The organism is Rosenbergiella sp. YN46 (genome assembly GCF_036620675.1).
Taxonomy (GTDB): Bacteria; Pseudomonadota; Gammaproteobacteria; order Enterobacterales; family Enterobacteriaceae; genus Jejubacter.
Genome location: NZ_JAZHEE010000002.1, coordinates 128,397 through 146,663 on the forward strand (window position 1 = coordinate 128,397; position 18,267 = coordinate 146,663).

Here is an 18,267-nt window from a genome sequence, read left to right on the forward strand (position 1 = left end):
AAGCTAATTTGGCGTGAGTGAAATTTATTTTCTCACTCTTGTGATTAGAGGGGGGCTTGCCAGTAATAATGTCCGGATGGTTTAATAATGTTGTCAGAAATATTGATATGCTTCTGGTGCATCGTACCGGAATTCACTCATAGATATTCCCTTTGAATCTTTCCAGAGACAGTGTCATTTCCCATACCGACCAGGTTGATATGCAGTGCCTGTTGATTCCTGCATTATTGCAGTCACACCGCAGGGTCTGGCTTCGTAAATGCCTGGTTCACCCTGCACCTGAATTCTGGATATTTCTTTAGCTTCCGTACCGCCGCCCGTTGTTTACTACTATGACGACCGGCTCTTCCTGATTCGGGCTACTCTCTGGCGCTTTCAGCAGCCGCCCGGGTCTGCATTACCGGAACCCGGGCGTGCGCCATGTGGTAGGGAAGGGCCGTCACGCAGCTGGGTTAGCAGCGGGAATACTGTCCAGACTGTAATACACCGTAAGTCCTGACTCTGTCGCGATACGCACATCATTGTCGGCGCCTTTGGAATCTCCTGCGATACGTAGTACTGCATTGCATCGAGTAATCAGCCGGTGAGCTACCGGATAAAGAAACGCTTCGCTGATTTCATCGCCGATTTTTTTTGAACCAGCGGCTGCCGCCAGCGGAAAGGCCAACCACTCGCCAATCACCGGTATATGACCTTTCTGATAAACTGTCAGCGCAGCCTGTTCCATACGGGAAAGATTTTCATGGATCCGTTTTTCATCGCCGTGGGTACCGCTACGGACCGGGCCAGCAATCAGAATTAACTTACTGTTCATTAGTATTCTCCTGAGGGATATTAAGGGCCAGATACTGGAGCAGCATAATCGTTTTGGCATCCATAATTTCGCCGCTGGCGATAGCTTCAAGCGCGCGCTGCAATGGCCACTCCAGAACTTCGATATCTTCGCCTTCTTCCACCAGCCCGCCGCCGCTACCGGTACGATCGCTATCACTGTATTCGGCGATAAAAAACCACAGCTTTTCAGTGACCGAACCGGGGCTCATAAAAGCGGTAAATACCCGTTGAATACGGGTGATGCGAAATCCGGTCTCTTCCTGCGCTTCGGCGATAATGCGCTGTTCCGGCGAGGCGTTATCCAGCAAACCCGCTGCCGCTTCGATTAAAAAGCCATCGTGGCCGTTAAGATAGACCGGCATCCTGAACTGGCGGGTTAAAACCACGCTCTGCTTGCTACGATTGTAAAGCAAAACGACGGCCCCATTACCCCGATCATAGGCTTCCCGGCTTTGCTGCTGCCAACTGCCGTCTCTTCTGCGCAGTTCAAAGGTATATTTTTTCAGGGTATACCAGTCGTTGGAAAGTAACTCAGAGCGAATGTTCCTGATGGGGGAGCCGGTGGTTTTCATTTAGGTTCTCCTGTTGATGACAGTGAACACGCTATCATGCATAATCGTGAACTATCAAGAATAATCATGCAGGTGAAATGATGTTAGCCACCCAAAGAAAACAGCGTATCCTGGAGATTCTGGCCAGAGAAAAACAGGTGCACTCCACGGCATTGAGCCAGCAATTTAAGGTCTCAGAGGACTCGATTCGTCGGGATTTAAGGGAGCTGGCCGCTGCCGGTCTGCTACAGCGGGTGCACGGCGGAGCGCTACCGGTTTCTGCTGCCATTGCGCCCTATGAAGTAAGAAAAAACGTGCAGACAGACGCAAAAAGGAGCATCGCCCGCAAGGGGGTGGAACTGATTAACCCGGGCCAGGTGGTAATTATTGACGGCGGCACCACTACCAGCGAAATGATCAAACTGCTGCCGCAGGATATGCCCTTCACCGTGGTCACCCATAGTCCCGGTATTGCTGTCGGGCTGATTGACTATCCGGCCATTGAGGTGATTCTGCTGGGCGGTACCCTGTTTAAACACTCGATGGTCACGACAGGAATGACCATGGCTGAAGCCGCTGCCAGAATTAATGCCGATCTCTTTTTTATGGGAGTAACGGGCGTTCACCAAAGCGTCGGGTTTACCACCGGTAGCTATGAAGAGGCGGGGGTAAAACGGTTGCTGAGCGCAAGGGCATCTGAAACTATCGTGATGGCATCACATGAAAAAATCGATGCGGCTTCCACCTTCGTGATTGGCGAACTCAGTCTTGCCAGTACGTTAATTGTAGAGGGGGAACCGGGAGCGCCGCTGATGGCGGCACTAAATAAGGAAGGCGTGTCGGTGATAAATTAATTTTGTATTTATCTGGAATCTTTGAAAATGATTTCAATACCAGACAACCCGCAGTGCCAGAATCCTGGCCATCTTATATTCTGACACTACGGATGTTTCGGGTAGGGTTCACCACGCCGTCCAGTACGATGCCAGCGATGCAACGTTGGCCAGTTGCTGCGGCTGGTTCTGTATGGGGAGCGGCGTATCGCTGGCGATATCGAAAATCAGCGGCTGTTGTATATCGTGATGGGCATAGAAGCTGTCATGCCAGCAGTGCCAGGCCTGAACTTCATTGATTAGCAGGCAGATAAGACTCAAAATCAGCAGCAGAAACAGAGCGGACTTTACGAAATTAATGCGGATCATGGTGCGCTTCCTTTCATATGAGGACAACAACCTTGTTGCCATTCAGAGGCCGCTCTTACCCTTCTACTTCCTTTCCCATTGAGCGGTGGAATGGGAATATTCCGAATGTGGAAATTATATGTAGCCTGTTTCTTTGTCAACAACTGTTTTCGCTGGTTATGTTTGCCATCGGGGTTTTGTAATGTTTTCTGTAAGAAATTACTTATTTTGTTTTTGCGGGGAGATGAACGATAAAAAAAAAGCTGGGATATTGTTACGGGCTAATTAAAGCAAGAAATAAATATCAGTAAATAATCGGTAGAGATCAAATTTTCCCGCACAGGTTAATATGTTCGTGTTGATGGGAGTCAAGTTTGCACAGCGATAGTGATAAAAGGTGGGAAGGGCGCAGCCAAAGACCGCGCCCGTCAGACATCAAAAGTCGTAGTAGATGGAAAGCCAGGTGGTATCCTGCTCATTGTCGCTGCTGGATGCCAGGGTACGCTCCAGCCAGAACGAAAAGCCGTGACCAATGATAGTGTACATGCCCAGATAAACGTGATTCGCGTGGTAATTTTCGTCGCCCTTCAGGCGCAGCGTGTCGGCCGCAATGCAAGGCTGGATGGATTCCACGAATGGTTTATCAACGGGGGAGGGAATTGCCCACAAAGCTTTCCAGAACGTAACCCTAACCGCCTTCAGGTGCTCTACCGTTTCTTTGCAATTGTATCTGGAGGGGACACCTGCTCTGGCGGCCAGCCTGGCACCGGAATACTGCGGGGTACAGGGATGTTTATCATTATCAAGAGCCTTTTCAACGGGTAACTTCGTCAACATGCGAGGAACGGGTTAATATCGGCTTTGGTCTTAAGGTCTTTAACCGGGTTAGCTGAAAGGACTTTAAGTTTCTTTTGGTCCATACATAAATTTCCCGTCTTTGCTATGGGAATAAAGATCCCCAAAACAGGCCGATACAAAATTTAAGTCACAGCCTCCAGCGAGCTGCTTTGTTATCGGAGCTGGTGACCGCCTGGACGGTCACCTCAGAGAAATGGTATTTACATCGCGTGGCGAACAGGCGCCTGGCAGCAAATATCAAAATAAATATTTCACACCTAAAATGGCCTGTGTATCGCTGTATCCTTTGCCACCAATCTGTTGGGCTACATTCCCCCATAGATTCACATTACGGTTGAGTTGACTCTCGACTCCTACTTTTACCTCGCCGATATTTCGGGTTCCTGCCTGTCCCACGTGAACTCCATTAAGCGATGCTCCGAAATCCTTTGTGTTATGCAGCCAGTTTAGCTCTACAAATGGCTCAAAGGTACGCTCCTTCCCTTCATCAATAACACTGCGTCCTTTAATAAATGCCCTGACGCCAAGGCGGGACTGAATATTACCGTCGCCAGAGCTATGTACCCGCGTCCCGTTTACTTCCCGATGAGCATCGGCTTTTACTCCCATCCATATCAGTTGAGCTACAGGCTGAATGTAATAGCTTTCACGCTCATTTCTTTCCCCTGTTTTCCAGGTATAACCTGTTTCCACAGATGCCGTAATACCTTTCGACTTATAGCTTTCAGAGGGTAGCGACTGGCCACTGATACGGTTATTAAACCAGTTATACAGCACCCAGGTGTCAACATAACCCCCCGTCTTTTGCTCATTGTCCTGGAACCAGGTGCCATATATCCCGGTACTGTAGCCATTGACGCTGCCGTCAGCCCGGTAACTATTGTGAGTATTACGGGTGTTGCTCTTCTGGTTTGCGTAGCCGCCCATAATCCCGAGATGGAAACGATTTTGACCGTTGCTGCTCCACTGTGCGATATCGCCCCCCAGTTGCATAACATAGCGGTTGGCCTGTGTGTTCAACTGACCACTGCTATCCTTAAACCGGGTGTGTCCGCCGATATGACGTAACCACATACTGGTCACTTGTTCCTCACCGCTCAGGGCATCCACATAGTGAGTTTCTCCAAGACGATCGTGTAACCGGTGTACAAACAATGTATTTGCAGCTTGCAGATTGGTTGCATATTCGCTTCCTTCCGGGCGAATGTCAGGCTGCGGAGCTGGTTCCGGTGAGGGTTCAGGCCCCGGCCCCGGCCCCGGCTCCGGCTCCGGCTCTGGATTAGGCCTGGTGTTGATAAGATACCAGTTGGCATAGTCATTCCCTTTACCGCGGCTTAAATAATATTCATAGGCGCCACCCACTATGCGTCCGCTTTGCACAAAGGTACCTTCCGAATGGCCTGCTACGCTAATTAATTCAATGCCTTTATTGGTATAAGCACCGGTACCACCTGTGTTATTCACCTGTACAAAGGTGGTGCCAGCTGTATTTCCCTTGATAATCAGTCGGTCGGTTTTTGAGGCATCATTTCCAAGGACAGTGTTGAACTCAATGTGTCCATTATTCCCGATGTAGTTCCCTTCAACCAGAAGAGTATTGCCGACCCGTTGTTGTTGATTACCTGTATTTCCGGCAATTATTACGCTTCCGGTATTGATTAATTCTTTATCAATAAGGAGTTGGGCAGGGCGCTGTTTTTTATTATATAAACTGCCTACCTTAAGAGTTGCGCCATTCATTACCTGTGTTTTACCGAGGTAGCCCTCAGCAGAAAGCATGCCACCCGTTTGTACAGATATCTCACCGCCTAAAGCATTGGACGAATCCAGACCGCCATGCTGAACGGATACTTTTCCTGCGTAACCTCCACTATCGCCGCTTAAGTATAAAGTAGAGAGACCGCTTTTCTCGATATACCCTGAACCTGCGAATGAGCCAGCATAATGGCTGTTTGAGTTTTGATTAACGATTAGGTTGGCATCCGTGATATCTACCTCACCGCCCCTGCCTGAAAGGTATGACATCGTCAAATCATGACCGTTAAGATTCAGTTTACCGGCATTGATAATATATGAGGTATTATTTACTAATGCGCCATCACTGTCTGACCGAAGTTCTCCGGCCTCTATTCGCGTTCCGCCTGAGTAACTATTTAACCCAGAAAATACCACCAGACCATCGCCTGATTTGACTATCCCACCATTTCCTTTTAATGAACCGTTAAGATGCATTTCTTTATTATTGCCGGATTCCAGCACTGATTCTGAGAGTACATTCATATCTACGCGGGTGGACAGTTTGTCATCGCAGTAGTCACATTCATTTACCCGGAGAGTTCCTCCATTAAGATTAAATGAATAAGAGCCGGCACCGGAAATTATCGCGTCCTGATCAGGCGATAACTTACTGTTGGCGATAGTCATAAATCCATCTTTATTCAGGTTGACTGTCGCAGATGTATCATTGCTGCTTGCCAGGAACAGGCCGGAAACCGGATTTTCAAAACCATCTGCATCAGTATTAGCTTTGCCTTCAAAAATGACTTCGCCGTAGTTATCAATATTAAGAACCGCCGATCCGGCACCCTTTTGTTTTACTTTCACATCGATAGACTGGAGATCGTCAAGTGCATCAGCGGCCAGGGACATTTGGCTACCGACGATTAAACGGCTACCGCTTCCTGAAACAGTGATTTCAGCAGAGGGGGAGCTATCAGTCAAGTAAGTGTTATCGTCTGCTAAGGTTGTTGACGCGCTTATCCTTCCGGCATATAACTTTCCTCCATCGGTGATATTAATTATTCCCCTGCCAATAAAACCAAGATATAACGAACCATTTTCAACAGAATCACCAAGATAAGGAGCATTGTTTTTTAAAATCAATGCGCTACCAGAACCTGAGATATTTAAAATTCCTGTGTTGCTGGCGTTTCCTGTACCTATGTATGCTTTGTTTTTAGAGAAGTTTTTTTCTTCACCGACGTTCATGACCGCGCCGTCAAGTATATTCAATACACCTGTTACTTCACTATCTCTTTGGGTATTCCAGTCAAAATTCCCACTACTACCAACGCGGAGATCGAGTGAAGTCACCTCCCCAATTTGTGGGCCAACAAGATTTAGTATGCCATGAGTGTTATAGATGGGGGTTCTTTCGGTTGTGACGGTGCCAACAGCAAAATAGGTAGTGTTATTTATATTTGTTGCGGACTCAGATAGGGTTAATGAACCATTTCCACCATCCAGTCCAACAGTGAAGGAGCTATTATATGTTGATGAGCCCTTTAATAACAGATTGCCAGTATTGCCATCGCCACCACCAATGATGTCACCTTTGGTGTTCCTGTCCCAGAGTCCATCACTCCATACTTCAGAAGAGTTAAAGTATGGTGGTGCAGCAGAAACGGAACAGCTTAATAAAGCTAAAGTGGATACCCTGGAAAGATAATTGGCTTTAAATAACATTTTTAATATCCTTTTTAAATGTTATATCAATTAAGGATTTGCTCTTTTTTTAAAACATGTAGTTTGTCAATAAGATATGTTTTGTGTGATCGCTGGCGTCCTGTTGCTTAGGGTCGGTGGAGCCAGAATGGCTGCCTGCTAGTGATAGATTAGTCTGGTCGTTACCGCTGCTGACATTACCGGATATCTTCGGAAACACCAGAATGGCAGTATAAGGTATGTTTCACCACACCTTATGGTGCTTCACCGTCCAGATGCTGAGCCCAATTCCATATGAGAAACATCGAATCGATGGCGATATTGGAAATCTGTGGCAGTCGTACCCCATAGCGAATATGGGAACGGCCATGCCAGCGATGCCAGGCATGGTTTCTATTGATTAGCGGGGCGGACTTTACAAGATTAGTATGGAGCATCGGTACGCTTCCTTTCATATGAGAGACAACAGCCTTGTTGTTATTCAGGGATCGCTCTTATTCTTGTTGTGGCATCTCCTGTTGAGCGGTGTTCTGGGAAATATTCTCAATATGAGATTATATTCAGGCTGTTTATTTGTCAACAACTGTTTTCTTTGATGATGTTGTGCGTTGGGATTCGGTAGTGGTATTAAAGGAAAGTGCTGATTTAACTATGAAGTATTGCTTTATTTTTTGCTAATTCAAAAGATAAGCATGATGAATGAGTTGTGGAGTCGTGTGTTCCGCTCAAGGAAAAACGCTCAGATTGATAAATGTCTGGCACGCTGCTGCGATAGCAGGATAAAAGGTGGGAAGGGCGCAGCCCAAGGCCGCGCCCGTCAGACATCAGAAGTCGTAGTAGATGGAAAGCCAGGTGGTATCCTGCTCATTGTCGCTGCTGGATGCCAGGGTACGCTCCAGCCAGAACGAAAAGCCGTGACCAATGGTGGTGTACATGCCCAGATAAACGTGATTCGCGTGGTAATTTTCGTCGCCCTTCAGGCGCAGCGTGTCGGCCGCAACGTAAGGCTGGATGGATTCCAGGAACGGTTTATCAATGGGAAAGGTATAGCCGACAAAGCTTTCCAGACCGTAGCCGTCACCGGCGAAGTAACGGCGGGTATTCTGCTGTTTCTTTGACGGAACGTAATTGTCGTACCAGGTGGCGGTTCCCACCATATACCAGTTACCTGGCTGCCAGGTCAGCGCGGCACCGGAATACTGCTGGTTATAGGTACGCTTATCATTGTCCGGCCCTTTAATCGTTGCCCGGGTCTGGTTCCAGGAGGCGCTGAAGACCAGGTCTTTTTGTAACTGATAATCGAAGCCGATGCCGCCGCCGTGGTTACGACGATAACGTAGGCTTTCGCCGGCATCGGTTTCGTCCTGTGGCAGCAGGTAATCCGCATACAGAGTAAGATCGCCAAAGGTGTTGGTGTATTTCACGGTATTTTTCGGACGCTCACCGCCGTCATAGTCACCATTAATACCGATCCAGTTGGCGCTGGCGTGGCCGTCGTTGTCCCAGACGTCGCTCTTAACCCCGATGGTGTCGTAATAGACGCCATACTGATGGCCGAAAGTCAGGGTTCCGTACACATTGTCCTTAATGCCGGCATACAGCTGACGCTGATAGTCGCGGTCGCCTTCATGATCGTAATGGCTGTCCCAGCCCAGAACGTGGGCGATATCCACGCCCCACTCATAGTAACCGACTACAGAGGTGCGATCGCTCAGGGCGTAGTCAGCGGTAAAGCGAAAACGGGTGCCGCCGTCGTGGCCATTCTTGTAGTAGCCGGGTTCATCGCCGTTATTCCAGATAAATTCGGGGCGAATGCTCCCTCCAACCTGTAAACTCAGGGGGGCCAGTAACGCGTTACTGAAGGTATTTTTTTCCAGTACGGTTACTTCAGCGTTCGCCGTCTGGGAAAACAGGCATAATACCGCGCCACTGACCAGCAGTGGAGAGGTTAATTTTCTGGTGAAAGACAAAATAAACTCCGCGACTATTTTTTAAAAGAACGATAAATAACGGGAAATATTTACCATAATTGACAAAGCATCGTCAATTTTGTCGATAATAAATGGTAAAATGCCGTTGGTGAATATTCTTTGGCAAATTTTAGCCACTGAATACCATTATGCACAAAATCTCTCTATATATAATATGACAATTTCTAAAGTGCACGAATTGTTAATGTCCACATAATTCGCATTTTCTGTCCATAGTATCAGTGCGGGGTTTTACTAATGGCTAATTATTGTGTTGGACAGGGTAAATATGAAAGATAAAAAAGGCAGCATACCCTGCCTTTTTTATTGCGGTATGGCAGTTAACCCGGAGAAGAGAGCAGGCCAGCGGCGATGGCGAATTGAATAATAATAATGGAGATGCCGCACAGAAATACCAGGCACAGCAGCGGTGTGCCGCCTGGCGCCTTCCAGCAGCTTTCTGGGTGACGACGTCGGCTCTGCCATGCCAGCAGGGTAGGTAGCAATAGCGCCAGCGCAGATAGCGCGATACCCGCATAGCCAAGGGCCATAACGAAGCCGCGTGGATAAAACAGCGCAAAGATTAGCGGCGGCGCAAAGGTTATCACGCCGGTCTGCAATCGTCCGATGGCATTGCGGCGGCGTTGCAACAGATCGGCCAGATAATCGAACAGCCCCAGTGCGACGCCAAGGAACGAGGTGGCCAACGCCAGATCGGCAAACAGATGTACCGTCAGTTCTACGTGGGGAGAACTGACCACTTCGCGTACCGCCTGCAACAGGCCGTTCAGGCCAGCATGGCTGGCGGCGATACGGGTCAGGGCGGCGCTGCTGATTGCGCCAAGGGTGGCCAGTTGCCAGAACAGATAGGCGATCAGCGGAATGGCGCTGCCGGTAATGAAGATCCAGCGCAGGCGGCGAATATCCCCGCCCATATAACGCACGATACTGGGTACGCTGCCGTGAAAACCGAAGGAGGTAAAGATAACCGGAATCGCCGACAGCGCCAGCCCCTGTTCCAGCGGTAAGGTGAGCAGATTCACCCGGTGGATATGGGGCATCATCAGCGTCAGCATTACCACCAGCAGCACCAGTTTGGCGCTGAACAGCCAGCGGTTAAAGAAGTCCACCGCGTGGGTGCCGATACAGACGATACCGCCAGCCACCAGGGTAAACAGCAATACGCCAGCGGTCGGGGAAAGGCTCAGCGAGAGCCATTGGTTCAGGCTGTCGGCCAGCAGTTCGCCGGCTCCGCTGATATAGGCGGCGGTCAGGGCGTACATCAGGAATAGCATACTGCAACCCGCCAGCCACTGGCCGGGGCGCCCCAGGTAGCGGCGGGCCAGGGTTGCCAGTCCTGCATCCGGAGATTCATGCTGCCAGACTTCCACCAGCAGCAGTGCGGTATAACTCATTAGCGCCCAGAGCGCGAACAGCAAGAGAGCGGTGACCCCGAATCCCACACCGGAAGCGGCAAGGGGCATTGCCAGCATTCCTGCTCCGATCGTGGTGCCGGCTACGATGAAAATACTGCCGACAGTCTTATTTTTCACTTTTTATTCCAGGTTTTATCGCAGATACCACAGAGTGCTGCGCAGATTACGGGAATTGCCGATTTTCGTCAAATCTCAGTTACAATAATTGTATTGATAAGTTTACGCATTGCGCGACGCGTCCCGGGACAACCTGTTCCGATGCAACATCTTCATGTTGGGCTTCTTCTGCCCGGCAGGCGCAGGTTTACCACTCATCAGGATAAGCTCTGCCAGCATTCATCATGCAGCGCGTGGGCGACGACTTTTCCTCTGTTCATCAATGGTTGTCACTGACGCCGCTCCCCGATACCCTGCCATGATTGTTTCGCTGAAACTTCCTGGTCGCAGGCAAATTTGTGAGTTGAATTCTATTTTTTAAAACGATTTTTCATTTTATTTGAAAGCATGTTTGTTGGGGTGTATGGTGGACAGAATCCGTAAACCCTTCATGACCATGCAGTTCAGGAGACCTAAGAATGAAAATCGCGTTGATGATGGAAAATAGCCAGGCAAGCAAGAACGCCATTATCCTCAACGAATTACAGGCCGTTGCCGGTGAGAAGTCCTGGCCGGTCTATAACGTCGGTATGTGCGATGAGCAGGATCACCATCTGACCTATATCCATCTGGGCATCATGGCCAGCATTCTGCTCAACGCGAAGGCGGTTGATTTTGTGGTGACAGGTTGTGGCACCGGGCAGGGGGCGCTAATGTCCCTGAATATTCATCCGGGCGTGGTTTGCGGTTACTGCATTGACCCGGCAGACGCCTTCCTGTTCGCGCAAATCAATAACGGTAACGCACTCTCGCTGCCGTTTGCCAAAGGATTTGGCTGGGGCGCTGAACTGAACGTGCGCTACATCTTTGAAAAAGCCTTTACCGGCCGTAACGGTGAAGGCTATCCGCCTGAGCGTAAAGCGCCGCAGGTGCGCAATGCCGGTATCCTGAATCAGGTGAAAGCGGCGGTGGTAAAAGAAAACTATCTTGATACCCTGCGCGCTATCGATCCTGAACTGGTAAAAACGGCGGTTTCCGGCGAACGTTTCCAGAAGTGCTTCTTCGAAAACGGCCAGAACAAAGAGATCGAAGCCTTTGTGCGTGAGATCCTCGGCTAATGGCCGCCGCGCGGGTGTGCTGCCCGCGCGCTATTTAATCCCCTTTCTGCGATACGTTACTACCCGCGTCCGGCGTCAGGCGTAACAGATCGAACAGGCCAATTAGTGTGAGCAGCGCAAGAAACGCAAAAGCGCAGCGAAAACTGATGCCTGGTAATTCACCCAGCCCTATCTGCGGCGCCAGTTGCTCCCCAAGGCGGATACCGATCGCCCCCAGGGTGACTCCCAGACCGGCGGCCAGTTGGGTCGCCGTACTGAACAGCGTATTGGCGTAGCTCATGGCCTCCTGCGGTACGTCGGCGAAGGCCAGGGTACTGATGCCGGTAAACTGCATAGAACGAAACATTCCGCCCAGGAACAGAACCGCCAGGGTCAGCCACTGCGCGGTGTCCGGTGTTAGCAGAGCGCAGGCCAGCAGCGCCAGCACATTAAGCAGGCCGTTGCCAATCAGGAGTTTTTTAAAGCCACAGCGGCGGATAAGCCAGGTGGTGCCGGGCTTCATCGCCAGGTTTCCGGCAAACACCGCCAGCACCAGTAGCCCGGCCTGGAAGGGATCCATTCCAAAGCCCACCTGGAACAGCAGCGGCAGCAGAAAGGGTACGGCGCTGATGGTGCAGCGAAACAGCGAGCCGCCATACATCGTTACGCTAAACGTCGGTACCGTCATGGCGTCAAGGCGTATCATGGGATGCGCGCTACGGCGAAAATGGCGCAGGGCAAGCCACAGAGCGCCCGCTCCCAGTCCCAGCATCGCCAGGCTGAAGGCGCCGTTATGCTGTTCGGCGCCCAGCATTTCCATGCCGCTGACCAGGGCCGTCATCGCGACAGCCGTGGCGGCGAATCCGGGAAGATCGAAAGGGCGGCGCGCCTCGTCGCGGAGATCCGGAATCAGACGCCAGGCGAGCCACATGGCGAGCAACCCCAGCGGTAGATTGATAAAGAAGATCCAGCGCCAGCTGGCATAACTGGTAATAAATCCCCCCAGCGGCGGGCCGATGATGGGGGCTACCAGCGCGGGCCAGGTCAGGGTGGCGATGGCGGCGATCAGGCGGGGTTTGGGGGTGGTGCGCAGTATCGCCAGGCGTCCCACCGGTACCATCAGGGCACCGCCCGCTCCCTGAAGTACCCGCATGGCAACGAACAGCTCCATGCTGGTCGCCAGCCCGCACAGCACTGAAGCCAGGGTGAAAATTCCCAGCGCAAGGGTAAAGACCCGGCGGGCACCGTAGCGATCGGCTATCCAGCCGCTGGCCGGAATCAGTATCGCCAGCGTCAGCAGGTAGGCGCTGATGCCGATATTGAGATCGACGGGGCTGACGTCGAAGCTCTGCGCCATCTCCGGCAGAGCCGTGGCGATCACGGTGCCGTCAAGAAATTCCATAAAGAAAGCGCCAGCCACCAGCAGCGCAGCAGGGGAAAGGCCACTTTTGCCGGAAGCGGCACGATCGGACAGAGGCATGGATTGATTAAAACCGTGTTTTAAAAATTTATGGTCAGGTAAGCAGTCCGGGGCATGTTTTGCAAGGGGTTTACCGGGATGAGGTAAAAAAATGGATTTTTTATGTGACACGCATCACAAATATGTTGATTTTTGTGACTGTGGTCATATTATAGACTCATCGCGAGCATCATCTGCACACATAAAACCAGGAGCTATAACGATGAAACTGCGCAAAATCCTGAAAAGCATGTTTGAGAACTACTGCAAAACCTTTAAAGACGTACCGCCCGGAGCGATGTTCTGATAAGACTCGCGTCAGATAACAGCGAGTTAATCTCAGCAAACGCCCGTGACCTTCAGTGGTCGCGGGCGTTTTGTTTTATGGTGCTGTTGTGCGGCTGAGGGGGAAATTTTGTTCACATAGACGCCGGACAAAGTGGGACGTTTATTCTGTTGCGTGGCCTAAAAATGCCACTGTTGCTTTTTCCGCTATCCGCCAGCGGGCGATAAGGCCATTTTTATGCATTTCCGCTGTTGTCGCCTTGTCGATAAAGACCGCGTGCATCGTAGGGTAGATCGGCTATGCTGAACCGGGGCCGCGGCGTGATGGTCTGCTCTCAGCTCCGCGTTTTCATATTAGCATGGAGGAGTTATGTCTCGTACGGTCTGGATTAATGGCGACTGGCTGCCGGAGCAGCAGGCAACGGTATCGGTTTTTGATCGGGGTTTTCTGTTCGCCGACGCGATTTACGAAGTGACGGCAGTGATAGACGGCAAACTGGTGGATTTTGACGGCCATATGGCTCGTCTGCGCCGCTCCTGTCAGGCTCTGGAAATTGCCTGTCCCTGGGACGACGAAGCGCTACGGACTCTGCATCAGGAACTCATTAGCCGCAATCGACTCGATGAAGGGGCCGTTTATCTGCAACTGACCCGTGGCGACAGCGGCGATCGCAGCTTTCTCTGCCCGGAAGGGACAGCGCCGACGCTGGTGCTGTTCACCCAGGCCCGGGCGATCGTCGATGTGCCTCAGGGGCTACAGGGCATTCGGGTGATTACCTGTCCGGATATTCGCTGGGGGCGGCGCGACATTAAAACGGTGGGGCTGCTGGCGGCCTGCATGGCGAAACAGGAAGCACGAAGCCGGGGGGCGGATGATGCGCTGCTGGTGGAACAGGGCTTTATCACCGAAGGGGCTTCCAGCAACGTGTTTATCGTAACGCGCGATAACCGTCTGGTTACCCGACCGCTGGATAACAACATTTTACACGGCATTACCCGGGGAGTCCTGCTGAAACTGGCGCAGCGCCTGGGAATCGAGCATGTGGAAAGGCCCTTTACTCCGGCAGAGGCTCGGGAGGCCAGCGAGGTCTTTATCAGTTCAGCCACCAGTCTGGTATGGCCGGTGGTGGCTATCGACGGCGTTACGATTGGCGATGGTGCGCCTGGGCCATTCACCCGTCGGCTGCGCGAGCATTACATTGCGGCGCTGCGCGAACAAATCGCCTGAACGGTACCCTTCAGGCTTCGGGACAGGTAGACTGTCGCCTCCGTGAATTAAGGAGTGAAGTATGTCCCAATCCCTGACCCGCGAAGAGGAACTGGTATCCGATGTGGTCGCCTGCCAGCTGGTGATTAAGCAGATTCTCGATGTGATCGACGTGATCGCCCCGGTGGAGGTGCGCGATAAAATGGCCGGCCAGCTTAAGTCCATCGACTTTTCTGATAACGCAGCGGCCTCCGATCCGGTGACCCGCCGCGCAATTCAGAAAGCTATCGCCCTGATTGAACTGAAGTTCAAGGGCGAACAGGCAGAGACCCACTAAGGCGCTACCAGATGGCCTGTACCAGCAGCCAGCTGGTAAGGCAGGCGCTGCCCACGCCAATCAGCCCCGGCAAGATAAAGCTGTGGTTGAGGATAAATCTGCCGATGCGGGTAGTGCCTGAGCGATCGAAGCCAATACAGGCCAGATCGCTCGGGTAAGTCGGCAGAATAAAGTAACCATAGGCAGCCGGAAAGAAGGCCAACAGCATCTTCGGCTCCACGCCCAGCATCAACCCCATTGGAGCCACGGCCGTCAGCGCTGCCGCCTGGCTGTTCACCAGCTTTGACACCAGAAACAGCACCAGCGCATAGCTCCAGGGATGATCGCGTACCACGCCTTCCAGCGCCATTTTCAGCGTTTCCAGATGTGCCTGAAAGAAGGTGTCGCTCATCCATGCGACTCCGAATACTGAGAAGATCGCCACCATTCCGGCTTTAAACACCGCGCCTTCGGCAATGGCACCCGGGCGAACCTTGCACAGAATCAGGATCGCGGCACCGGCTATCAGCATCATCATCTGGATGGTCAGATTCATCGACAGGGGACGCAGGGCGCCTTTAACTTCGAAAGCCGGACGCAGCTGCGGCATGGCGCCCAGCGCCACCACCACCAGAATCGCCATAAAAAACAAGGCAGTAGCCCGGTATGCCGCTCGCGGAAAACGTTGATTCATCAGGGTTTCGCTGCCGCCGTAAATATACTCGCGCTGCGCCGGATCTCTGAGGCGCCGCTGGAAGTCCGGATCATCGTCGAGATCCTTACCGCGTTTCAGGCTCCACAGGGCTGCCACCAGTACGCCGCACAGCGACGCAGGTACCGATACCGCCAGAATTTGCAGAATACCCAGAGGTTCGCCGATACCATGAGCGGCCGCCAGAATCGATACCAGCGATACCACAGCTACCGACACCGGTGATGCAGTGATCGCCATCTGTGAAGCGACGGAGGCCACCGCCATCGGCCGTTCCGGGCGAATGCCGCGCCGCAGCGCAATATCTGCGATAATCGGAAACATGGTGTAGACCACATGGCCGGTACCGCACAGAAAGGTGAGCGTCCAGGTGGTCAGCGGCGCCAGCAGGGTAATATGTTGAGGATGGCGGCGCAGCAGACGCTCGGCAAACTGCATCATCACATTCAGCCCGCCCGCGCTCTGTAACGTGGCGGCACAGCCGATCACCGCCAGGATGGTGAGCATAACATCCACCGGCGGTTTCCCCGGCTGCAGCCCAAAGACAAAACTAAGAATAAACAGACCGATGCCGCTAATCAGGCCCAGACCCATTCCACCATAGCGGGTGCCGACCAGCAAACAGAGAATAATGACGATAAATTCCGCAACCAGCATAAACATATCCTTGTGTCGTTATCAGATGTCGTGGAATAAATCATTACAAAAAAAGCGGTTAATAATTGAGAGATGCTTCTGGTTCTGAAACGATTCAGGCGATGACTAAAGAAAAGCCCGTTGCTGGAACAGGAGCGCGCCGGCAACGGGAAAGGGGAACAGGAACAATTGCCCCGGACAGGGGGCAGAAAATGGCCCGGGAGCACCGGGCGAACACCACTCACAAGGTAAATCTGCTGCTGCTATTAATTCAGTCCGGCCTGGCGAATACATAACCCGTGCGCCAGGGAGTGGAAAATTTCATGGCGTAGGGTTTCCAGACGTGCTTTATCCCGCTGCTGCTGGCTTATCAACTGAGTGATAAACGCCAGGGTGGTAAAGTCCCGGGTGGCCCAGGAGGCCTGGCGCAGTTGAGTCAGCGTTTCGTCGCGGCGCTGGAATTCATCATGGATTTGTTCGAACAAGTGCTCAACAGAGTCGCAGGGAGGGAACTCCGGTATGTCAGCGCTAATAACCGGATTACCACCGGCGCGTTTCATATAGTTAAAAACTTGCACCATCTGGGTGATGCACTCCTGTGCCTGGTCACGCAGGAAGCAGGCCAGACCATTAAGGCACTGTTCCGTGCTCCAGTGGCTTAGTCGCATACAGAGATGAGAAGCGTGAAATTCACGCTCTATCTGGATACTGAGGTTCTGGAGCATTCCGGGGGCTGCCATGTTTAATATCCTTATTTGCGTATTGCCCCGTTGCGTTGCCGGCCACCAGGGCAAAAATTTTTGCGCGTCGCTTCCATGGCCGCCTGGAACAGTGACGCTTTGTGCCGAAATAAACCGATATAACCGCGTTCTGCTATCAGAGTATGAGTCCATTTTCCTGGTAAGGATATTAGCGCTTAATCTGCATTAGGAAAAGTCTTGTCGGATAAATTTCTCTATGAAGTAAGGGAATACCCTGAAATTTAAATCCTGTTAGCTTACAGGTAGCGCCCGGACAGGTTGTGGATGGATTAACCATCTGATAGTTAGTGACTCTTTAAGTTCATATCTGAATTGCCGCTGAGTATATTCGCAATTAATGTTAAAGGGTAGCGAGGTTTCGGACTAATTGACGGTAAAATGATTAAATTCATTTTTTATAGCTAAGGGGAATAAACTTATAATCGAACTGGATCAATTTTCAGAAAATTGTCACTTTTCAATCAGAGACACATTTTTGCGATATTTCAGCGGTGTGCAGTTCATCATCTTCTTAAAGCTGGTGATAAACCAGGTGACATCGCTGAAACCTGTCGCGGCAGCGATGGCCTCTACCGGCAACGTGGTATTGCGTAGCAGTTCGCAGGCCCGCTTAATGCGCCGGCTAAGCAGATACTCATGCAGGCTGCCTCCGGTTTGTTGACGAAACAGGCGTGAAGTATAGCTGCGCGACAGTCCCATCTCTTCGGCCAGCCGTTCCAGACTGAATTTTTCACTGTAGTGTCGTTCTATCCAGTCCATGATGCGGGTAGCAACCGTTGGGTTGCGGGGGCGCCAGGCTTCCGGGCGCGAAGGCAGAAAGCCCATTAGCTGCATCACCAGAAAGGCCACATCGCTGGTAGGAGGCGCGCCTTCGCGCTCCAGCGCGGCGAAATTCCCCAGTATCTGTTCGACAAAAGCGCTGCGCTCGCTTAAATCACAGGCCTGGGCTGGCGCTTCGCTGGAAGAGAGCAATGAAAACTGATGCTGCTGGCGGGGAAAGTCACGCAGTGCTCCCAACACTTCGCTCTGTTCGATATGCATGGTGGTGCGGTGGTATGGATTACTGGCGCTGGCGTCCACCTGCACCTTGTGCAGACGGAACGGCGGAAAGATAAAAAGTCTGCCCGGGCGGGCAGTGTAATGCTGATTATCCACCACCACAATACCGTAGCCTTTTGAGATCCACAGAATTTCCAGGCACTGGTGCCAGTGATAATAGCGCGCGCTGGAGTGGTTCATCCGGTTGAAGGAAATGGTTCGCTGATTAAGCAGAATATGTTCGAGAAGTTGGGTCTGCGCCATCGAGTCCCCAGTGCAATAAAATTAAGTTTTTCTGCTACCGGCTGCAATTTATCGTGCCTGACGATAACAATGCTGCTTTAAATTGAAATAATGGTTCATTTTTGTGAGCCGGATAACAACGG

At 51.6% G+C, this 18,267-nt stretch carries 16 protein-coding genes; 5 read left to right on the plus strand and 11 right to left on the minus strand.

Features of this window, described 5'->3' with window-relative positions; all coding sequences use genetic code 11:
- Positions 1-439: 439 nt before the first annotated feature.
- Positions 440-814, minus strand: a complete 375-nt coding sequence (locus tag V3W49_RS02345) for an NUDIX hydrolase (RefSeq protein ID WP_500143428.1) — start codon at positions 812-814, stop codon at positions 440-442.
- Positions 804-1,406 carry a GDP-mannose pyrophosphatase gene (locus tag V3W49_RS02350; RefSeq protein WP_500143429.1) on the minus strand — a complete coding sequence of 201 codons (603 nt, stop codon included), beginning with the start codon at positions 1,404-1,406 and terminating at the stop codon, positions 804-806. The genes V3W49_RS02345 and V3W49_RS02350 overlap by 11 nt, the downstream gene beginning before the upstream one ends.
- Positions 1,407-1,486: 80 nt before the next feature.
- Here V3W49_RS02350 and V3W49_RS02355 point away from each other — a divergent pair, with 80 nt between their 5' ends.
- On the plus strand, positions 1,487-2,239 hold the full coding sequence (locus V3W49_RS02355) for a DeoR/GlpR family DNA-binding transcription regulator (RefSeq protein ID WP_500143682.1): 753 nt from the start codon (positions 1,487-1,489) through the stop codon (positions 2,237-2,239).
- 108 nt (positions 2,240-2,347) lie between these two features.
- On the opposite strand, the gene V3W49_RS02360 is transcribed toward V3W49_RS02355, so the two are convergent.
- The 5 genes from V3W49_RS02360 to tyrP form a co-directional block, all read right to left on the minus strand.
- Entirely contained in the window at positions 2,348-2,587 is a 240-nt protein-coding gene (locus tag V3W49_RS02360) for a hypothetical protein (RefSeq protein ID WP_500143430.1), read from the minus strand.
- Positions 2,588-3,001: 414 nt separating this feature from the next.
- Positions 3,002-3,235 (minus strand): hypothetical protein, encoded by a 234-nt coding sequence (locus tag V3W49_RS02365; RefSeq protein WP_500143431.1) that lies wholly within the window; start codon positions 3,233-3,235, stop codon positions 3,002-3,004.
- A gap of 426 nt (positions 3,236-3,661) precedes the next feature.
- Positions 3,662-6,889 (minus strand): autotransporter outer membrane beta-barrel domain-containing protein, encoded by a 3,228-nt coding sequence (locus V3W49_RS02370; protein WP_500143434.1) that lies wholly within the window; start codon positions 6,887-6,889, stop codon positions 3,662-3,664.
- A gap of 803 nt (positions 6,890-7,692) precedes the next feature.
- Positions 7,693-8,838 (minus strand): porin, encoded by a 1,146-nt coding sequence (locus V3W49_RS02375; protein WP_500143435.1) that lies wholly within the window; start codon positions 8,836-8,838, stop codon positions 7,693-7,695.
- A gap of 341 nt (positions 8,839-9,179) precedes the next feature.
- Positions 9,180-10,391, minus strand: a complete 1,212-nt coding sequence (gene tyrP / locus V3W49_RS02380) for a tyrosine transporter TyrP (protein WP_500143436.1) — start codon at positions 10,389-10,391, stop codon at positions 9,180-9,182.
- A 458-nt stretch (positions 10,392-10,849) separates the two neighbouring features.
- Here tyrP and V3W49_RS02385 point away from each other — a divergent pair, with 458 nt between their 5' ends.
- The gene (locus V3W49_RS02385) at positions 10,850-11,488 is read left to right on the plus strand and encodes an RpiB/LacA/LacB family sugar-phosphate isomerase (protein WP_500143437.1); all 639 of its coding nucleotides are present in this window, start codon (positions 10,850-10,852) and stop codon (positions 11,486-11,488) included.
- Between the two features lie 34 nt (positions 11,489-11,522).
- On the opposite strand, the gene V3W49_RS02390 is transcribed toward V3W49_RS02385, so the two are convergent.
- Positions 11,523-12,947: an MFS transporter gene (locus V3W49_RS02390; protein ID WP_500143438.1), complete on the minus strand. Its 1,425-nt coding sequence runs from the start codon at positions 12,945-12,947 to the stop codon at positions 11,523-11,525.
- 202 nt (positions 12,948-13,149) lie between these two features.
- Between V3W49_RS02390 and azuC the strand changes: the two genes are divergently transcribed.
- From azuC to V3W49_RS02405, 3 genes are all read left to right on the plus strand, one after another.
- Positions 13,150-13,233 (plus strand): stress response protein AzuC, encoded by an 84-nt coding sequence (gene azuC / locus V3W49_RS02395; protein WP_014229869.1) that lies wholly within the window; start codon positions 13,150-13,152, stop codon positions 13,231-13,233.
- Positions 13,234-13,581: 348 nt separating this feature from the next.
- On the plus strand, positions 13,582-14,439 hold the full coding sequence (locus tag V3W49_RS02400; protein WP_500143440.1) for a D-amino-acid transaminase: 858 nt from the start codon (positions 13,582-13,584) through the stop codon (positions 14,437-14,439).
- 61 nt (positions 14,440-14,500) lie between these two features.
- Positions 14,501-14,755 carry a DUF2766 family protein gene (locus tag V3W49_RS02405; protein WP_500143441.1) on the plus strand — a complete coding sequence of 85 codons (255 nt, stop codon included), beginning with the start codon at positions 14,501-14,503 and terminating at the stop codon, positions 14,753-14,755.
- A gap of 4 nt (positions 14,756-14,759) precedes the next feature.
- On the opposite strand, the gene V3W49_RS02410 is transcribed toward V3W49_RS02405, so the two are convergent.
- The 3 genes from V3W49_RS02410 to V3W49_RS02420 all read right to left on the minus strand — a co-directional run bounded on the left by V3W49_RS02410 (position 14,760) and on the right by V3W49_RS02420 (position 18,145).
- Positions 14,760-16,103 (minus strand): anaerobic C4-dicarboxylate transporter, encoded by a 1,344-nt coding sequence (locus V3W49_RS02410; protein ID WP_500143442.1) that lies wholly within the window; start codon positions 16,101-16,103, stop codon positions 14,760-14,762.
- Positions 16,104-16,348: 245 nt separating this feature from the next.
- Positions 16,349-16,822 (minus strand): ferritin-like domain-containing protein, encoded by a 474-nt coding sequence (locus V3W49_RS02415; protein ID WP_500143443.1) that lies wholly within the window; start codon positions 16,820-16,822, stop codon positions 16,349-16,351.
- A gap of 471 nt (positions 16,823-17,293) precedes the next feature.
- A complete protein-coding gene (locus V3W49_RS02420; RefSeq protein ID WP_500143445.1) occupies positions 17,294-18,145 on the minus strand; it encodes a helix-turn-helix domain-containing protein in 852 nt (283 codons plus the stop codon).
- Between the last annotated feature and the right edge of the window lie 122 nt (positions 18,146-18,267).